This window comes from Mycobacterium sp. NGS48 (genome assembly GCF_059812585.1).
The window spans coordinates 51,130-65,555 of record NZ_JCALCY010000004.1; the positions used below are offsets into that span (position 1 = coordinate 51,130).

Annotated in this window: 12 protein-coding genes; 8 read left to right on the forward strand and 4 right to left on the reverse strand. The window is 64.1% G+C overall.

All coding sequences use genetic code 11. From position 1 onward, the window contains the following. The first annotated feature begins 175 nt into the window (after positions 1-175). The gene (locus AC5Y42_RS09615; protein WP_499897679.1) at positions 176-1,183 is read left to right on the forward strand and encodes a dihydrodipicolinate synthase family protein; all 1,008 of its coding nucleotides are present in this window, start codon (positions 176-178) and stop codon (positions 1,181-1,183) included. A gap of 6 nt (positions 1,184-1,189) precedes the next feature. Here AC5Y42_RS09615 and AC5Y42_RS09620 read toward each other — a convergent pair whose 3' ends face one another. Continuing rightward, entirely contained in the window at positions 1,190-1,606 is a 417-nt protein-coding gene (locus tag AC5Y42_RS09620; protein ID WP_499897681.1) for a hypothetical protein, read from the reverse strand. Between the two features lie 260 nt (positions 1,607-1,866). Here AC5Y42_RS09620 and AC5Y42_RS09625 point away from each other — a divergent pair, with 260 nt between their 5' ends. From AC5Y42_RS09625 to AC5Y42_RS09650, 6 genes are read left to right on the forward strand one after another with little or no spacing between them, the layout of a single operon-like run. Beyond that, a complete protein-coding gene (locus AC5Y42_RS09625; RefSeq protein ID WP_499897683.1) occupies positions 1,867-2,694 on the forward strand; it encodes an enoyl-CoA hydratase in 828 nt (275 codons plus the stop codon). Positions 2,695-2,709: 15 nt separating this feature from the next. Further along, a complete protein-coding gene (locus AC5Y42_RS09630) occupies positions 2,710-3,912 on the forward strand; it encodes an amidohydrolase family protein (RefSeq protein WP_499897685.1) in 1,203 nt (400 codons plus the stop codon). A gap of 12 nt (positions 3,913-3,924) precedes the next feature. Next, complete coding sequence (locus AC5Y42_RS09635) at positions 3,925-5,562, forward strand: acyl-CoA synthetase (RefSeq protein WP_499897688.1); 1,638 nt, start codon at positions 3,925-3,927, stop codon at positions 5,560-5,562. Continuing rightward, positions 5,559-6,389 (forward strand): amidohydrolase family protein, encoded by an 831-nt coding sequence (locus tag AC5Y42_RS09640; protein ID WP_499897690.1) that lies wholly within the window; start codon positions 5,559-5,561, stop codon positions 6,387-6,389. Before AC5Y42_RS09635 ends, AC5Y42_RS09640 begins: the two co-directional genes overlap by 4 nt. A 1-nt stretch (position 6,390) precedes the next feature. Further along, entirely contained in the window at positions 6,391-7,443 is a 1,053-nt protein-coding gene (locus tag AC5Y42_RS09645) for an acyl-CoA dehydrogenase family protein (protein ID WP_499897692.1), read from the forward strand. Then, positions 7,444-8,622: an acyl-CoA dehydrogenase family protein gene (locus AC5Y42_RS09650; protein ID WP_499897694.1), complete on the forward strand. Its 1,179-nt coding sequence runs from the start codon at positions 7,444-7,446 to the stop codon at positions 8,620-8,622. It begins immediately after the preceding gene. Between the two features lie 85 nt (positions 8,623-8,707). Here the strand turns inward: AC5Y42_RS09650 and AC5Y42_RS09655 are convergent, their stop codons facing one another. Then, positions 8,708-9,922 (reverse strand): CaiB/BaiF CoA transferase family protein, encoded by a 1,215-nt coding sequence (locus AC5Y42_RS09655; RefSeq protein WP_499898098.1) that lies wholly within the window; start codon positions 9,920-9,922, stop codon positions 8,708-8,710. A gap of 22 nt (positions 9,923-9,944) precedes the next feature. Then, positions 9,945-11,153, reverse strand: coding sequence for a cytochrome P450 (locus tag AC5Y42_RS09660; RefSeq protein ID WP_499897696.1), 1,209 nt, complete (start codon positions 11,151-11,153; stop codon positions 9,945-9,947). Positions 11,154-11,304: 151 nt separating this feature from the next. Between AC5Y42_RS09660 and AC5Y42_RS09665 the strand changes: the two genes are divergently transcribed. Beyond that, the gene (locus AC5Y42_RS09665) at positions 11,305-12,774 is read left to right on the forward strand and encodes a coniferyl aldehyde dehydrogenase (protein ID WP_499898100.1); all 1,470 of its coding nucleotides are present in this window, start codon (positions 11,305-11,307) and stop codon (positions 12,772-12,774) included. Here the strand turns inward: AC5Y42_RS09665 and AC5Y42_RS09670 are convergent. Next, on the reverse strand, positions 12,771-14,423 hold the full coding sequence (locus tag AC5Y42_RS09670) for an acyl-CoA synthetase (protein WP_499897698.1): 1,653 nt from the start codon (positions 14,421-14,423) through the stop codon (positions 12,771-12,773). The genes AC5Y42_RS09665 and AC5Y42_RS09670 overlap by 4 nt on opposite strands. Positions 14,424-14,426 lie beyond the last annotated feature (3 nt).

Here is a 14,426-nt window from a genome sequence, read left to right on the forward strand (position 1 = left end):
CTGTCCCGGTCTGCGCGGCCGTCAGGATCGAATTTACCGGCAGTTTGCTCACCGAACTGCATCGTTGCAGCCGCGCCGCCGTTACGATCTACTACTGTAATACCTATCGTAGGGGTTTTGATACGCGATGGATCTGGGGCTGCGCAACGGACTTCACCTGACAGAGGAGTGAATCGTGGCAACGGCTGGCGCGGCACGCGTATGGGCGCGCGGTGCATTGCGCGGAATCGGCGACTCGCTCTACACACCGTTTTGCGGCACCGACGGCGACGATATCGACTGGACTGCGTATCGGACATTGGTCCGGTATTGCGTGGACGATCTCGGGCATCCGCTGTTGTGGTGCACCAGCGGTATCGCCGAGTTCTGGTCGCTGACGCTCGACGAGCGTAAGCGGTTGCTGGAGGTGGCGATCGAAGAAGCCAGGGCCGTCAACCCGGACGTCGTTGTACAGGCCTGCACCGCAGCCATGTCGGCCAAGGATTGTCTGGACCTGACGCTGCACGCCCAGCTCGCCGGCGCCGACATCGCCTACATCCAGACCCCGATGATGGAGGCACACGGCGGCGAAGGAGTACTGCGGTTCTTCACGTACATGGGTGAGCGCACCGACATTGCGCTGGGCATGTTCAATTCGCCGTCCTCGGGCTATGTGTTGAGTCCGGCCGAGAGCGCGCGCATTTACCACGAAGTCCCCGCGGTATGCGCGACGAAGGAGGGAGCCTTTCGGCCCGCCGCCAGCCGACTGCTGCACGAGCTGGCGCCCGGTCTGGTGCTGTGGGAATGCGACAAAACGGTGTACCGGGCCGGCTGGCTGCGCGACGGGATCGTCTGCCCGGCGCAATTGGGCACCGCCGGCTACTTGTTCGAGACGCCGCAGCGGCGGTTGCTGTCCGAGTATTGGGAGTTGATCGTCAACGACAAGCTGGTGGAGGCGATGGACTACGGGCGTGATTCGGGTCTGGACCAGTTCGACATCGACATGGGTTCCTGGTTTACCTGCTATCCGGGCCGATCCGATTACTTCACCCATTGGGGCGGTGCGTTCAAGTACGCCGCGTCGCTGCTCGGGCTTCCGGTGGGCAGCTATCCGCATTCGCGTCCGCCGCAAGCCCAGTTGCCGCCCGAGGGCAAGACCCAGATCGAAAGCGCTTACCGCCGACTGGGACTCATTCAGGCATAAGCCGACTCAGCCCTGGTCGGCGATGAGGCCTTCGAGAAGTTCGACGATGTGCTGCTGGCCGGCGGCCGCCGCGTCAAGCTTGCCGCGAATCCCGATGAATCCGTTGTCGACCTGGTTGAATCGCTCGTCGACTTGGCCGAACCGGGTGTCGATGTGGCCGAACCGGGTGTCGATCTGGCCGAACCGCGTGTCGACATACTCGCGCAGGTCGGTGAGGTCTTCCCGTACAGCGTTGAAGCTGGCAGTGGTGGCTCGCCGGAAGTCGCGCAGTTCGTCGCGGAACTCTGTGACATCGCGGTTGGCTGCGCCTGCGAGGACTCGTGCAGCGGCGGCATCTTGTTCGCTTGCCCCGACCCGCGTCGCGAGCTGGTGCACCTGCGACTCCAACTTGCTCACACGGGCTTCCAGATTGTCGGGCGACATGTTGGTGAGCTTACCGAGTTTGACCGGCGCTGCTAGTCACTCGGACGCCGGTTCACCCGGAACTTCCGGTGCTGACCCAAAACTAATCTCTGACCAGCAACGGTCGGCTTATCGGGGTCCGCCGCAACTTGCGAGATCCCGATATCGAAAGGTATACAGTATGAGTAATAGCTTCATCAGACAGCCGCGAGCGGCCACTTAGAACACGCCGTCGGTGATTTCGTGTGTCATAGCTGGACACTGGGCGACAGGAGCGTCAAATGAGTACGGCCGACGACGTGGCCACCGGCGCCGACGCGGTGCTGTACGAGGCGACCCCGAGTGGCGTCGCGGTCGTGACGTTGAATCGCCCGAAACGGCTCAACGCCTGGGGGCCCGACATCTCGTCGTGCTTCTACGCATGCATGGACCGCGCCGAAGCCGATCCCGCGGTGCGGGTGATCGTGCTGACGGGCAACGGCAAGGGATTTTGTGCCGGTGCGGATCTGGGCGGTACCGGGTCCATCGACGAAAAGCTGGGCGAGCGCGACGTCGACATCACCCAGTTGGTCGGCGAACGCTCCCCGCACTTCCTCACCGCCCTGCGCAAGCCCGTCATCGCTGCGGTCAACGGCGCGTGCGTGGGGATCGGCCTGACCCATGCCCTGATGTGTGACATCCGGTTCGCGGCTGCCGGCGCCAAGTTCGCTACGGCGTTCACCCGCCGCGGACTGATCGGCGAATACGGCATCACCTGGATCCTGCCGCGGCTCGCGGGCTGGGGCGTGACAATGGATCTGCTGCTGAGCGGACGGACGTTTTACGCTGAAGAGGCCCACGAACTCGGATTGGTCAAGGAAGTGGTCGCACCCGAACAGTTGATGGCACGCGTCATGGAGTACGCCGAAGACATCGCGCGCAACTGTTCGCCGGCGTCGTTGGCGGTGATCAAGCAGCAGGCCTACGGCGACGCGCTGCGCGACGTGGCCGACGTCAGTGCGCGCGCGGAAACGCTGATGCACGAGTCGCTGCTACGGCCCGACGTCATCGAAGGCATCACCAGTTTTCTGGAGAAGCGGCCGCCGAAATTCCCGCCGCTGGCGACCTGAGCTGAGAGGATCATCATGACTGCGTTGAGCTACCAGGCCATTGACGTCGACAACCACTACTACGAGCCGCTCGACTCGTTCACCCGCCACCTGGACAAGGAGTTCAGGCGCCGGGGTGTGCAAATGGTCAGCGACGGTAAGCGCACCTGGGCGTTGATGGGTGAGCGCATCAACCAGTTTATTCCCAACGTCACGTTCGACCCGATCATCGTGCCCGGCTGTCTGGACCTGTTGTTCCGCGGCGAGATTCCGGAGGGTGTGGACCCGGCGTCGCTGATGAAGGTCGAGCGGTTGGCCGAGCACCCGGAGTACCAGAAGCGCGACGCGCGTATCGCGGTGATGGACACCCAGGGCATCGAAACGGTCTTCATGCTGCCCACTTTCGCGTGCGGTGTCGAAGAAGCGCTCAAACACGACATCGAAGCGACGATGGCCTCGGTCCACGCGTTCAACCTGTGGCTCGACGAGGACTGGGGATTCGACCGGCCCGATCACCGCATCGTCTCGGCCCCGATCATCTCGCTGGCCGATCCGGGCAAGGCCGTCGAGGAAGTCGAGTTCGTGCTGGCGCGCGGCGCCAAGATGGTGCTGGTGCGGCCGGCGCCGGTGCCCGGAGTGGTCAGGCCGCGATCGCTGGGTGATCGCAGCCACGATCCGGTGTGGGCCCGGTTGGCGGAGGCCGGCGTGCCGGTGGGCTTTCACCTGAGCGACAGCGGCTATCTGGCGATCGCCGCGCTGTGGGGCGGCAAGGCGACGTTCGAGGGGTTCGGCGCCAAGGATCCGCTGGACCAGGTGCTGCTCGACGACCGCGCAATCCACGACACCATGGCCTCGATGATCGTGCACGGGGTGTTCACCCGGCACCCGCAGCTGAAGGCGGTCAGCATCGAGAACGGCTCGTACTTCGTCTACCGACTGATCAAGCGGCTCAAGAAGGCCGCCAACAACCAGCCGCGGTATTTCCCTGAGGACCCGGTGGAGCAGTTGCGCAACAACGTGTGGATTGCTCCTTACTACGAGGACGATGTGCCGCTGTTGGCCGACACCATCGGGGTGGACAAGATCCTGTTCGGCAGCGACTGGCCGCACGGGGAAGGCCTGGAATCACCGCTGTCGTTCACCGACGAATTGGCCGGCTTCAGCGACGGTGATATCCGAAAGATCATGCGGGACAACGCCTTGGATCTGCTCGGAATAAAGGTCGGGTCGGCAGCTTAGCCGATCACGCGCATGAGTGAATGGACCATAGGCGCGGTTCTCGACGCCATCGCCGACGTCATTGGCGACCGGACGATGACAGTATGTGGAGGCCGCCGCAGCACTTTCGCCGAGTCGGCGGACCGCACTCGTCGGCTCGCGAACTTCCTTGCCGGTCGAGGCCTTGGCGCCCACCGGGAACGGGCCAGCCTGCGAAACTGGGAATGTGGGCAAGACCGGGTTGCGCTGGTCATGCACAACGACCTCTACACCGACATGGTGATCGGGTGCCTGAAGGCCCGCACCGTTCCGGTGAACGTCAACTACAACTACACGCCGCGCGAGGTCCAAGAGCTGCTGGAATACCTGCGGCCCAGCGCGGTCATCTACCACCGCTCACTCGGCGCCAAGCTCGCCGCAGTGCTGCCACCGGACGGCGCAAAGGTGCTGGTGTCGGTCGACGACGGCAGCCTGGCGCCGCAACTGCCCGGTGCGGTCTCACTGGATGATGCACTGGCACAAGGCGACACCGATCAGAACGTGACGGCGTCGCCGGATGATCTGCTGATGATCTGCACCGGCGGCACCACCGGCCGCCCCAAGGGCGTGCTCTGGCGACAGTCCGACATTTACGTGTCGTCGATGGTGGGCGCCGATCACGACTCCGTCCAGGAGATCCACGACAAAGTGCGCGGCCCGGCCGGGGCGCCATGGTTCGCCGTCTCACCGCTGATGCACGCGGCCGGGATGTGGACGGCCTTCTCGGCGATCATGGCCGGCACCACTGTGGTGCTCTACGACACCGGCAAGAAACTCGACCCGCGATCGGTCTGGCAGACCGCCGAACGCGAGAAGGTCGGTCTGATGACCATGGTCGGCGACGCCTATGCCGCGCCGTTGGTCGACGAGCTACGGCGCGGCTGTTACGACTTGTCGTCGCTGTATGCGATCGGAACCGGCGGCGCGGCAACCAATCCGCAATACCAACGAGCGTTGCTGGAATTGCTGCCCCACATCACGCTCATCAACGGATACGGCTCGTCGGAAACCGGGAACATGGGGTTCGGGCACAGTCGGCGCGACACCCGAACCGACACCTTCGTCCTGCGCGAGGGTGGGCTGGTGCTGTCCGACGACTACAGCCACTTCGTTGCGGCCGGTGAGCCCGGGGTGGGATGGGTGGCCCGGGAGGGGCGAATTCCGTTGGGCTACTTTGATGATCCCGACGCCACCCAGCAGACGTTCCCCGAGGTCGACGGTAGGCGGGTGGTGATATCGGGTGATCGTGCCGCCCTGGAGCCCGACGGCACGTTGCGGTTGTTCGGCCGCGACTCGCTGGTGGTCAACACCGGCGGCGAGAAAGTCTTCGTCGAGGAGATCGAAGAAGTGCTGCGTGCGCACCCCGCGATCGCCGACGCGCTGGTGGTGGGTCGCCCCAGCGACCGCTGGGGCGAAGAACTCGTCGCCCTGGTGCAACTCCGGGCCAGCGCCGAGGCGGTCCATGAGACGCTGCACAGCCATTGCACGTCGCAGCTGGCGCGGTTCAAAGCGCCCAAGGAGTTTATCTTCGTCGAGCGCGTCCAGCGGCTGGGCAACGGAAAGGCCGATTACCGTTGGGCGAAAAGTCGGGCGACTGAGCCGGCTGTAGAAAGGGCTGGGTTGCCGACATGAAAGCGATCGATTGCCTTGTCAACGTTCACTTCGGGGAGACCGAGAAGCAGCCGACGTGGATGCTCAAGGTCCGCGACGACTACTTCAAGGGCCCGGAGTCGATGTTCGCGCCGGTCGAGCTGTCGGAGTTGCTCGATGAAATGGACGAGCAGGGCGTGGCCAAAGCCATCCTGATGGACAACCTGGCCAAGCCATCGACTACCGCGCGCAAGTTCGTCGAGGACAAGCCGGATCGGTTCGCGTTGGCGATCGGCGGCGTCAACCTGCTGCGGCCGATTCCGTCGTTGCGTGAGCTCAGTGCCATCGTCACCGACCTGCCGGTCGCATATACTGCTGTGGGACCCAGCTTTTGGGGCGATGGGCAGTATCCGCCCAGCGATGCCGTCTACTATCCGCTGTACACGAAATGCGCTGAGCTGGAGCTACCGCTGTGCATCAACACCGGCATCCCGGGGCCGCCGATTCCCGGGGAGGTGCAGAACCCGATGCATCTCGACCGGGTGTGCGTACGCTTCCCCGAGCTCAAGCTGTGCATGATTCACGGCGCTGATCCGTGGTGGGACATCGCGATCCGGTTGCTGATCAAATACGCGAATCTGCGGCTGATGACGTCGGCGTGGTCGCCGAAGCGGCTGCCTGAGAGCCTGTTGCACTACATGCGCACTCGCGGACAGGGCAAGGTGATCTTCGGCTCGGACTGGCCGGTGCTCAAGATGCGCCGGGTCGTCCCCGAAGCTCTCGCGTTGGATCTGCCGCGCGACGTGCTCGAAAACTACCTCTACAACAACGCACACGAGTTTTTCTTCAGTGGCCAGGAGGAGCGCTGACATGGACCGCTACGAACTGCGCAGGTTCGACTACAGCCTGACCGAGGATCATCAGGCCTTGCAGGCCGCCTATAAGGACTTTTTCGCCACACACTGCTCGATCGAAACGGTGCGCGCCGCCGAGGAAACCGGATTCGACAAGAGCCTGTGGGAGCGACTGTGCGCCACGGGTGCAACGACTATGGCGCTACCGGAAGCCGTCGGCGGCGACGGGGCGACACTGGTCGATCTGACGTTGGTGGCCGAGGAGATCGGCCGCTCGCTGGCGCCGGTGCCGTGGATCGATCAAGTCTGCGCGGCCCGGCTGCTGGCCCGATTGGATGCGGCCGAACCCGATGTCGTCAACGGCAGGCAACTAGCGGCGTTGGTCCCACAACACGACAGCCGTTCCGGAGTGCGGCTCATCCCGACCGGGTCGATCGCCGACCAGATCATCGTGCGGGAGGGGCAAGACGTCGTACGGCTGACGTTCGCCACCCGCCCGACAAAGGTGGACAACATCGGGAGGCTGCCGATGGCGTGGGTCGACCCGGGTGCCGCCGATAGCCGCACCGTGCTTGCCAGCGGACGGGCCGGGTTGGCCGAATACCAGCGGGCCCTTGATGAGTGGCGGCTTTTGACGGCTGCCGCGCTGGTCGGTCTGGTCGAGGCGACGATGAACATCGCAGCAGAATTCGCCAAGACCCGCTATACGCTCGGTGTGCCGATCTCGACTCTGCAGGGCATCTCACATCCGCTGGCCAACATCGCCATCACCGTGCAGGCCGGCCGCAATCTGGCACGGCGCGCAGCATGGTTCTTGGACAACGAGCCCGACGAGCGTCCCGAGTTGGCACCGTCGGTGTTGGTGTTCATGGCCGAGGAGGCGGCGAAGGCCGCGACGATGGCGGTGCACATTCAAGGCGGCCTCGGGGTTTCTGCGGAGGCGGCGGCGAGCGCCTATCTGGTGCGTGCCCGGGGGTGGGCGCTAGCCGGCGGGGACCCCGGCGCCAGCGCCACCTACGTCGGTGAGCTCGTCGCCGCACGCGAAAGCCGTTCCGGGAAGGACTTATAAGTGGACTTCTCTCGAGTCGCGCTGACCGACGATGACCAGGCCTTCCTCGACGAGGCCCGCGATTTCCTGCGCACCCATGTGACCGAAGACGTCAAACGCCGCGACCGTGAAACTGGTGACAACTTCGACGAAGGTGTGCACCTGGCTCTCGGCGCCGCCGGCTACCTCGAACGCGAATGGAAGCCGCATGCCGAGGGCGGTTTCAGCAGGGTGCAGCGCCGGATCTGGGAGCTGGAGAAGCGACGTGCCCACGTGCCGTGGGTGACCTGGGGCACCACGTCCATGGTGGCTCGTTCGGTGGCGACGTTCGCGTCTGCGGAACTGCGCGACGAGGTGTTGCCCGGGGTGTTCAGCGGGCATGTCCGGCTATGCCTGGGCTACACCGAACCTGAAGGTGGTTCCGACGTGGCCACCTGCAAGACCCGCGCGGTGCGCGATGGCGATGCCTGGATCATTAACGGCTCCAAGATGTTCACCACCGGTGCGCACAACTGCCAGTACGTGTTCCTCATCACCAACACCGATCCCGAAGCGCCGAAACACAAAAGCCTGACGATGTTTCTGGTGCCGCTGAATTCGCCGGGCATCGAAATCCAGGGCATCCGCACCGTCGACGGCGACCGCACCAACATCGTCTACTACAGCGATGTGCGCGTCGACGACAAGTACCGGCTCGGCGATGTCAATGGCGGGTGGACGGTGCTGCGGGAACCACTGAACGTCGAGCACGGCGCGGTGGCGGCGGCGCCCGACGGATTGCAGGACGTGTCGATCATGATGCACCAGGCCGGTTTCATGGCCGATGCGCTCGACAAGGCTGCGGGCAAGGTCGGCCAACAGGATCCCAACGGGCGCCGTCTGATCGAAGATCGTTCGGTGGCATACCGGTTGGGCCGTAGCGCCGCGCGCATGGAGGCGGCGCTGAGCGCGCCGAGCATCTTCGGGCGTGTGGCACTCGCACAGACCATGCGCGACATCTCGCCTGACCTGATGGACATCCTGGGTACGGCAGCGTCGCTGCCGATCGGTACTGACCGGGCCGCCGACGACGGCGCTGCCGAATACGTGTACCGGTTCGCGCCGCTGGTGGGTATCTACGGCGGCACGCTGGAGGTATTCCGCAACATGATCGCCCAGCACGTCCTGGGTCTGGGCCGGCCAACCTACGGAACGTCGTAGCCCCCTCCCTGGCGCGAGCGTGCGTGTCCCCGGTCGACACGCCGAGCTAATTGCCGGGTTTACGCACGGTCACCGCGGAACGTGGTCACGCGATCGCGCCGGACTCCTTGAGTTCGGCGATGCGCTCCCAATCCATCCCGAGCTCCATCAGCACAATCTCGGTGTGCTCCGACGCTTGCGGGGCCCGCGTCGTCACCAGCGGCTCATGGTTGAACTGCACCGGCCCGCGAACGACTTTGAACGGTTTTCCACCGCTGGCCAACTCGATGTCGGCGAACATGTCGTTGGCGATCGCCTGCTCGTCGGCGGCAAGATCAATGAGGCTTTGGAATGGTGCCCATTGGCCTTTCATTGTTTTCAAGTGCTGTCGCCAGTAGTCAAAAGTCTTGCCGGCAATGGCGTTCGCTATGAGTTCGGTAGCCGCATCGGCGTTTTGTATCAATGGAAGCACATCGGCGAAGCGGGGATCATCAGCCGCCTCCGGGATGCCCAGGTGTTCGAAAGTGTCGCGGATCAAGCCGGTTGGACTGATGATGCACAGGTTGATCGTGCCGCCGTCAGACGTCAAGTAGTTGCCCATGAAGGGATTCACCGACGGTGCGGCAGATCCCGGCATGGGGCTGCGCATCACCTCTCCGGTTTCCATACCCTGCGTCACACTCGCGCCGGCGGCCCACCACGCGGTGCTCAGCAACGACACGTCCAATTCCAGGGCTTCGCCGGTCCGCTCACGATGCAGCAACGCGGCTGAGATACCGCCGGCAATGAACATGCCGCCGATGGAATCGCCAAAGGCCGGAATACCCTGTCCCAGTGCGCCGCCCAGTTCCTCCGGCGTCAGTGCGTATCCCACCCCGCTACGTGTCCAGAATGCCGTCCCGTCATAGCCGCCGATGTCACGCTCGGGCCCCTTGTCGCCGTATGCCGAACCGCGGGCGTACACAATGTTGGGGTTCGCCGCGCGAATGTGCGCCACATCGAACTTGTGCTTCTCCCGCTGCGCGGGCATGTAGTTCGTCAGGAAAACGTCGGAGATCGTTGCCAGTTCATAGAGCACTTCCTGGCCGCCCGGTGTCGAGATGTCGATTCCGACGCTGCGCTTGCCCCGATTGGGATGTTCCATCAATGGATGCCGGTCCGGGTCGATTTGGATACCACCCATATTCAGGAAGCCGCGCTGGGTGTCGCCGCGCACCGGGTGCTCGACCTTGATGACGTCGGCGCCCCAGTCGGCGAGGACGGCGCCGGCCGCCGGCACGAACGTGAACTGCGCAACTTCCAGGACCCGGAATCCCTCCATGACCTTGACCATTTTCGGCACGTTACTTGGCATCGAAGGTCACCGGAAGAGCGGTCGGCGAACGGAACGGCTGGCCGTGGATGTGCGGATCGTCGTCGACGACGAGCGTGATGTCGGCCGCCCGGTTCAGCAGGCACTCCAATGCAACTCGCGTTTCCATCCGTGCCAGGTGCAGACCCAGGCAGGTATGTTCACCGGCGGCGAAAGAGATGTGCGGCATGTGTGGGCGAAAAATGTCGAACTCTTCGGGGCGCTCCCAGCGGTGTTCGTCCCGGTTCGCCGAACCGATGCACACGTCGACGACCGATCGCGCGGGTATTCTGACCCCTTCCAGTTCGGTGTCTTCGCTGGTAAACCGCTGCACGGTGGTCAGCGGTGTTTCGAAGCGAAGTCCCTCCTCGATCGCCTTCGGGATCAACTCCTGGTCCGCCTGCACCGCGGCGAACTGCTCTGGGTGGGTGAGCAACAGGAACAGCAGATTTCCCGAGGAGCGATACGTGGTTTCCAGCCCAGCCGGCAGCAGCAACCTCAGAAACGAGTAGATGGCTTCGTCGCTGAGCTTTTCGCCGTCGATCTCCGCGGTGACCAAGTCGCCGATGATGTCTTCGGTCGGCTTGGCTTTGCGTTGTTCGATCTGCTCGAGGAAGTAATCCTTCAACGCCGTCGATGCCTCAAAAGCGCGTTCGTAGTTGACCGTATAGCTGATCAATTCCACCGCGTGTCGGTGAAACATCGGCAGGTCTGCCTCCGGCAGGCCCAGAAGCTTGGCGATGACTCGGGTGGGAAACTCGAACGTGAACTGCCGGACGAGGTCGGCTTCGCCGGCGTCGACGAATTCATCGATGAGCGCATCGCAGATCGGCCGCACAACCGTCGGCTCCCAGCGTGCGAGGTTCTTGGACTTGAACGCCGCCGAAACCAGATTCCGGTGGTCGCGGTGCTTCTTGCCCTCCATCGCCAGGATGGTCGGACCCATGAATAAGCCAATGGTCGTGTCGTACATTGCCGAACTGAACACCTGGCCGTTGCGGAATGCCTTGTTCACCGCATCGAAGGACATCGCTGCGAAGGACCGCTTTGGCCGTAGCGAATCGGGAGTCCTCGAGTAATCCATCACCGTCCCGGCGAACACCCCGGCCTCTTGGCGCTGCTGGTGGAAGTACGGGTATGGGTCACGGAGATAACCGGCAGGCTTGTCGACGGCGACCGCCTCGTGAAGTTGACTTTCCACAGCTGCTCTCCGGCTCGGCCAAACGCACGTACTGTAAATATTACAGTAGACTACGTCAGAGCGGGCGGCTGTCGTAAGCTCTGAAGCCATGAGCTCAGTCGACGAACAGATCGGCAACTCCGTAGCGCAGCCTCCGCCCGCCCTTCAGGCGATCCTGGAACGCCAACGGCGAGCGTTCCTGGCCGAAGGACCACCCAGCGCCGCCGTGCGGCGTAACCGGATCGATCGGCTGATGGCGTTGCTGCTGGACAACAGCGACGCGTTCATCGACGCGATGGCCGCCGATTATGGCACCCGGTCCAAGGCAGCATCGTTGTTCACCGAAATCGTCGGCATCATCTCGGTCGTCGAGCACACCAGAAGCCATGTGGCGCAATGGATGCGCCCGGCCAAACTGATCCGGGCCGCACGGATATCCGGATTACGGGCGGAGGTGCAGCCCACCCCACTGGGTGTTGTCGGCATCATCGGACCATGGAACTTCCCGGTCAACCTGGTGGTGCTGCCGGCTTCGGCGGCGTTCGCAGCCGGTAACCGGGTGATGATCAAGATGTCGGAGATCACCGCGCGCACCGCGGAGTTGATGAAGGCCACCGCACCGAGTTACTTCGACGCGGCCGAACTCGACGTGGTGACCGGCGGCCCAGACGTTGCGGCCGCATTCTCCGCGTTGCCGTTCGACCACCTGTTCTTCACCGGTTCGCCGTCAGTGGGCGCGCTGGTGCAGCAAGCGGCCGCGCAGAACCTGGTGCCGGTGACGCTGGAACTCGGCGGCAAGAATCCGGTGGTCGTCGCACCGGGCGCCGATGTCCGGCGCTCGGCGGCCCGCATCGCGCGGGGCCGGATGGTCAACGGCGGACAGGTCTGCGTCTGCCCTGATTACGTGTTGGTGCCCGACGACCGGATTGCGGCATTCGTCGATACCGCGCGCGAGACGCTGCGCGGCATGTTCCCGAGCATCGTCACCAATGACGACTACTGCTCGAGCGTCAACCAAGCCAATTTCGACAGGGTTGTGGGACTCATCGAGGATGCGCGAGCCCACGGGGCGCATGTGGAAACGATTGCGCCCGAGGGTGAGTCATTACCCGACCGCCCGGCGCGCAAGATCGGACCCACCATCGTGCGCGGCATCGACGATCGCATGAAGATCGCGCACGAGGAGATTTTCGGACCGGTGTTGGCGGTCCAAGGATATTCGCGACTCGACGGTGCCATTGACTACATCAACCAACGGCCGGCGCCGCTGGTCGCCTACTGGTACGGTGCCGACGACGATGATTTCCGAACCTTCGTCCGCAACACCCGCAGCGGCGGGGTTGCGCGCAACGACTTTGCCGCGCAGATGATTCCGTCAGCGGCACCGTTCGGGGGAGTCGGCCGCAGCGGGATGGGTGCTTACCACGGCAAAGCCGGTTTCGACACGTTCAGTCACTACCGCACCGTGGTGGGCAACGATCTGCCGTTCAGCATCACCGGAACCGCGGCCCCGCCGTTCGGCATGCCGTTGCGGCTCGGCGCCAATGCGGCGATGCGGATCGCGCGGATGCGCACGCACCGCCGGCTCAAGCGCCGTGACGCACGGAAGCTCATTAACGCCAGGGTCGTTGGCCTGAGCTAGCCGGCCACCGCCTGCTCGCGCGCCCACCGGTAGTCGGCCTTACCCGACGGACTGCGCTCAATCACCGGCCGGAAGACGATCGCTTTGGGAAGCTTGTAGCGGGCCAACGAGTTTGCGGCATGGGCGATCAATTCCTCGGCGTCGGCATCGCCGCCCTCGGCGAGCGCGACCACCGCGACGACTTCCTGGCCCCACCGCTCGCTCGGCCGCCCGGCGACCACAACATCGGCCACCGCGGGATGTGACGCGACCGCTGTCTCGACCTCCTCGACGAAGATCTTCTCGCCGCCCGAGTTGATGCACACCGAGTCGCGGCCCAGTAGCTCGACGATGCCGTCGGCGCGGTGGCGGGCGCGGTCGCCCGGCACCGCATAGCGCACGCCGTCGATGACCGGGAACGTCTTGGCGGTCTTGGCGGCGTCGCCCTTATAGCCGAGTGGGACAAAACCACGCTGCGCGAGCCAGCCCATGTTGTCGTCACCCGGTTGCAGGAGCGAGCCGAAATCTTCGGCCATCACGTAGGTATCCGGGCCGGGGTTGAACGTGCCGGTCGATACCGCCCCGCTCATCGACAGGTGGCTCATCTGCGCACCGGTCTCCGAGGATCCGACGCCGTCGATGACCATGGCGTTGGGCAGGGCCTCGATCAAGCGTTGCTTGACATACGGGGTTAGCAGTGCACCGCCATTGGCCACCACCGCCAACGACGACACGTCGGCGATCCCCTTTTCGATTGCGGCCAGCAGCGGTCGTGCCATCGCGTCCCCGACCACCGTTACCACTGAGACCTTCTCCCGCTCGATGGTTCGGACGACGTCGTTGGCGTCCAGATGGTCAACCACAGTAGGGAAGACCAACGTCTGTCCGGTAGTGATTGCGGTCATCACGCTCCACTGGGCGGCGCCGTGGATCAGCGGCGGCAGGATCAGCAGTTTGGTGCCCGGGCCCTCGCCCAGTCGCCCGACAATCTCGTCGATGGAACCGACCGTCTCGCCGGTCACCAGATTTCGACCGCCGAAGGATGTCATGAAGATGTCATGCTGGCGCCATAAAACGCCTTTGGGCATCCCGGTGGTGCCGCCGGTGTAGAGCACGTACAGATCGTCGGGCGAAGGCTGCGCCGGCGACGGCGTCGATGAACCGGATCCGACGATCGTTTCGTAATCGACTGCGCCGTAGACCAGGTCGTTGCCCGAATCGTCGGCGATCTGGATGAGCACACGCAGCTGAGGAAGATCCGGCAGCACCTCGGCGACCCGCGGCGCAAACGCGGCGTGGTAAATCAACGCAGTCGCGCCGGAGTCCGCGAGCAGGTACTGCAGTTCGCTCTTGACGTAGCGGAAGTTGACGTTGAATGGGGCGACCCGCGCTTGGAACGCGCCCAGTAAGCCTTCGACGAATTCGTTTCCGTTGTAGGCGTACAGCCCGACGAGGTCCTGTCCCACCTCGTGGCCGGCGAGCGCGGATCGCTCGGTGTGGCATCCCAGTCCGCGGGAGTGCATGAATGACGCCAGCCGGTGGGATCGCTCGAGAATTTGCGCGTACGTGAAACGACGATCGCCCTGGATGACCAGTTCGCGGTCGCCGATCGTTGCCGTGACGGCGGCTGCGACCGCCGGCACCGTGAATTGCGCTGCAGTGTCGGACATCGT

Bases quoted from the DNA above. Each gene is read 5' to 3' on its own strand.
- AC5Y42_RS09620 (WP_499897681.1), bottom strand. From the start codon at position 1,606: ATGTCGCCCGACAATCTGGAAGCCCGTGTGAGCAAGTTGGAGTCGCAG.
- AC5Y42_RS09625 (WP_499897683.1), top strand. From the start codon at position 1,867: ATGAGTACGGCCGACGACGTGGCCACCGGCGCCGACGCGGTGCTGTAC.
- AC5Y42_RS09630 (WP_499897685.1), top strand. From the start codon at position 2,710: ATGACTGCGTTGAGCTACCAGGCCATTGACGTCGACAACCACTACTAC.
- AC5Y42_RS09635 (WP_499897688.1), top strand. From the start codon at position 3,925: ATGAGTGAATGGACCATAGGCGCGGTTCTCGACGCCATCGCCGACGTC.
- AC5Y42_RS09640 (WP_499897690.1), top strand. From the start codon at position 5,559: ATGAAAGCGATCGATTGCCTTGTCAACGTTCACTTCGGGGAGACCGAG.
- AC5Y42_RS09645 (WP_499897692.1), top strand. From the start codon at position 6,391: ATGGACCGCTACGAACTGCGCAGGTTCGACTACAGCCTGACCGAGGAT.
- AC5Y42_RS09655 (WP_499898098.1), bottom strand. From the start codon at position 9,922: ATGGAGGGATTCCGGGTCCTGGAAGTTGCGCAGTTCACGTTCGTGCCG.
- AC5Y42_RS09670 (WP_499897698.1), bottom strand. From the start codon at position 14,423: ATGTCCGACACTGCAGCGCAATTCACGGTGCCGGCGGTCGCAGCCGCC.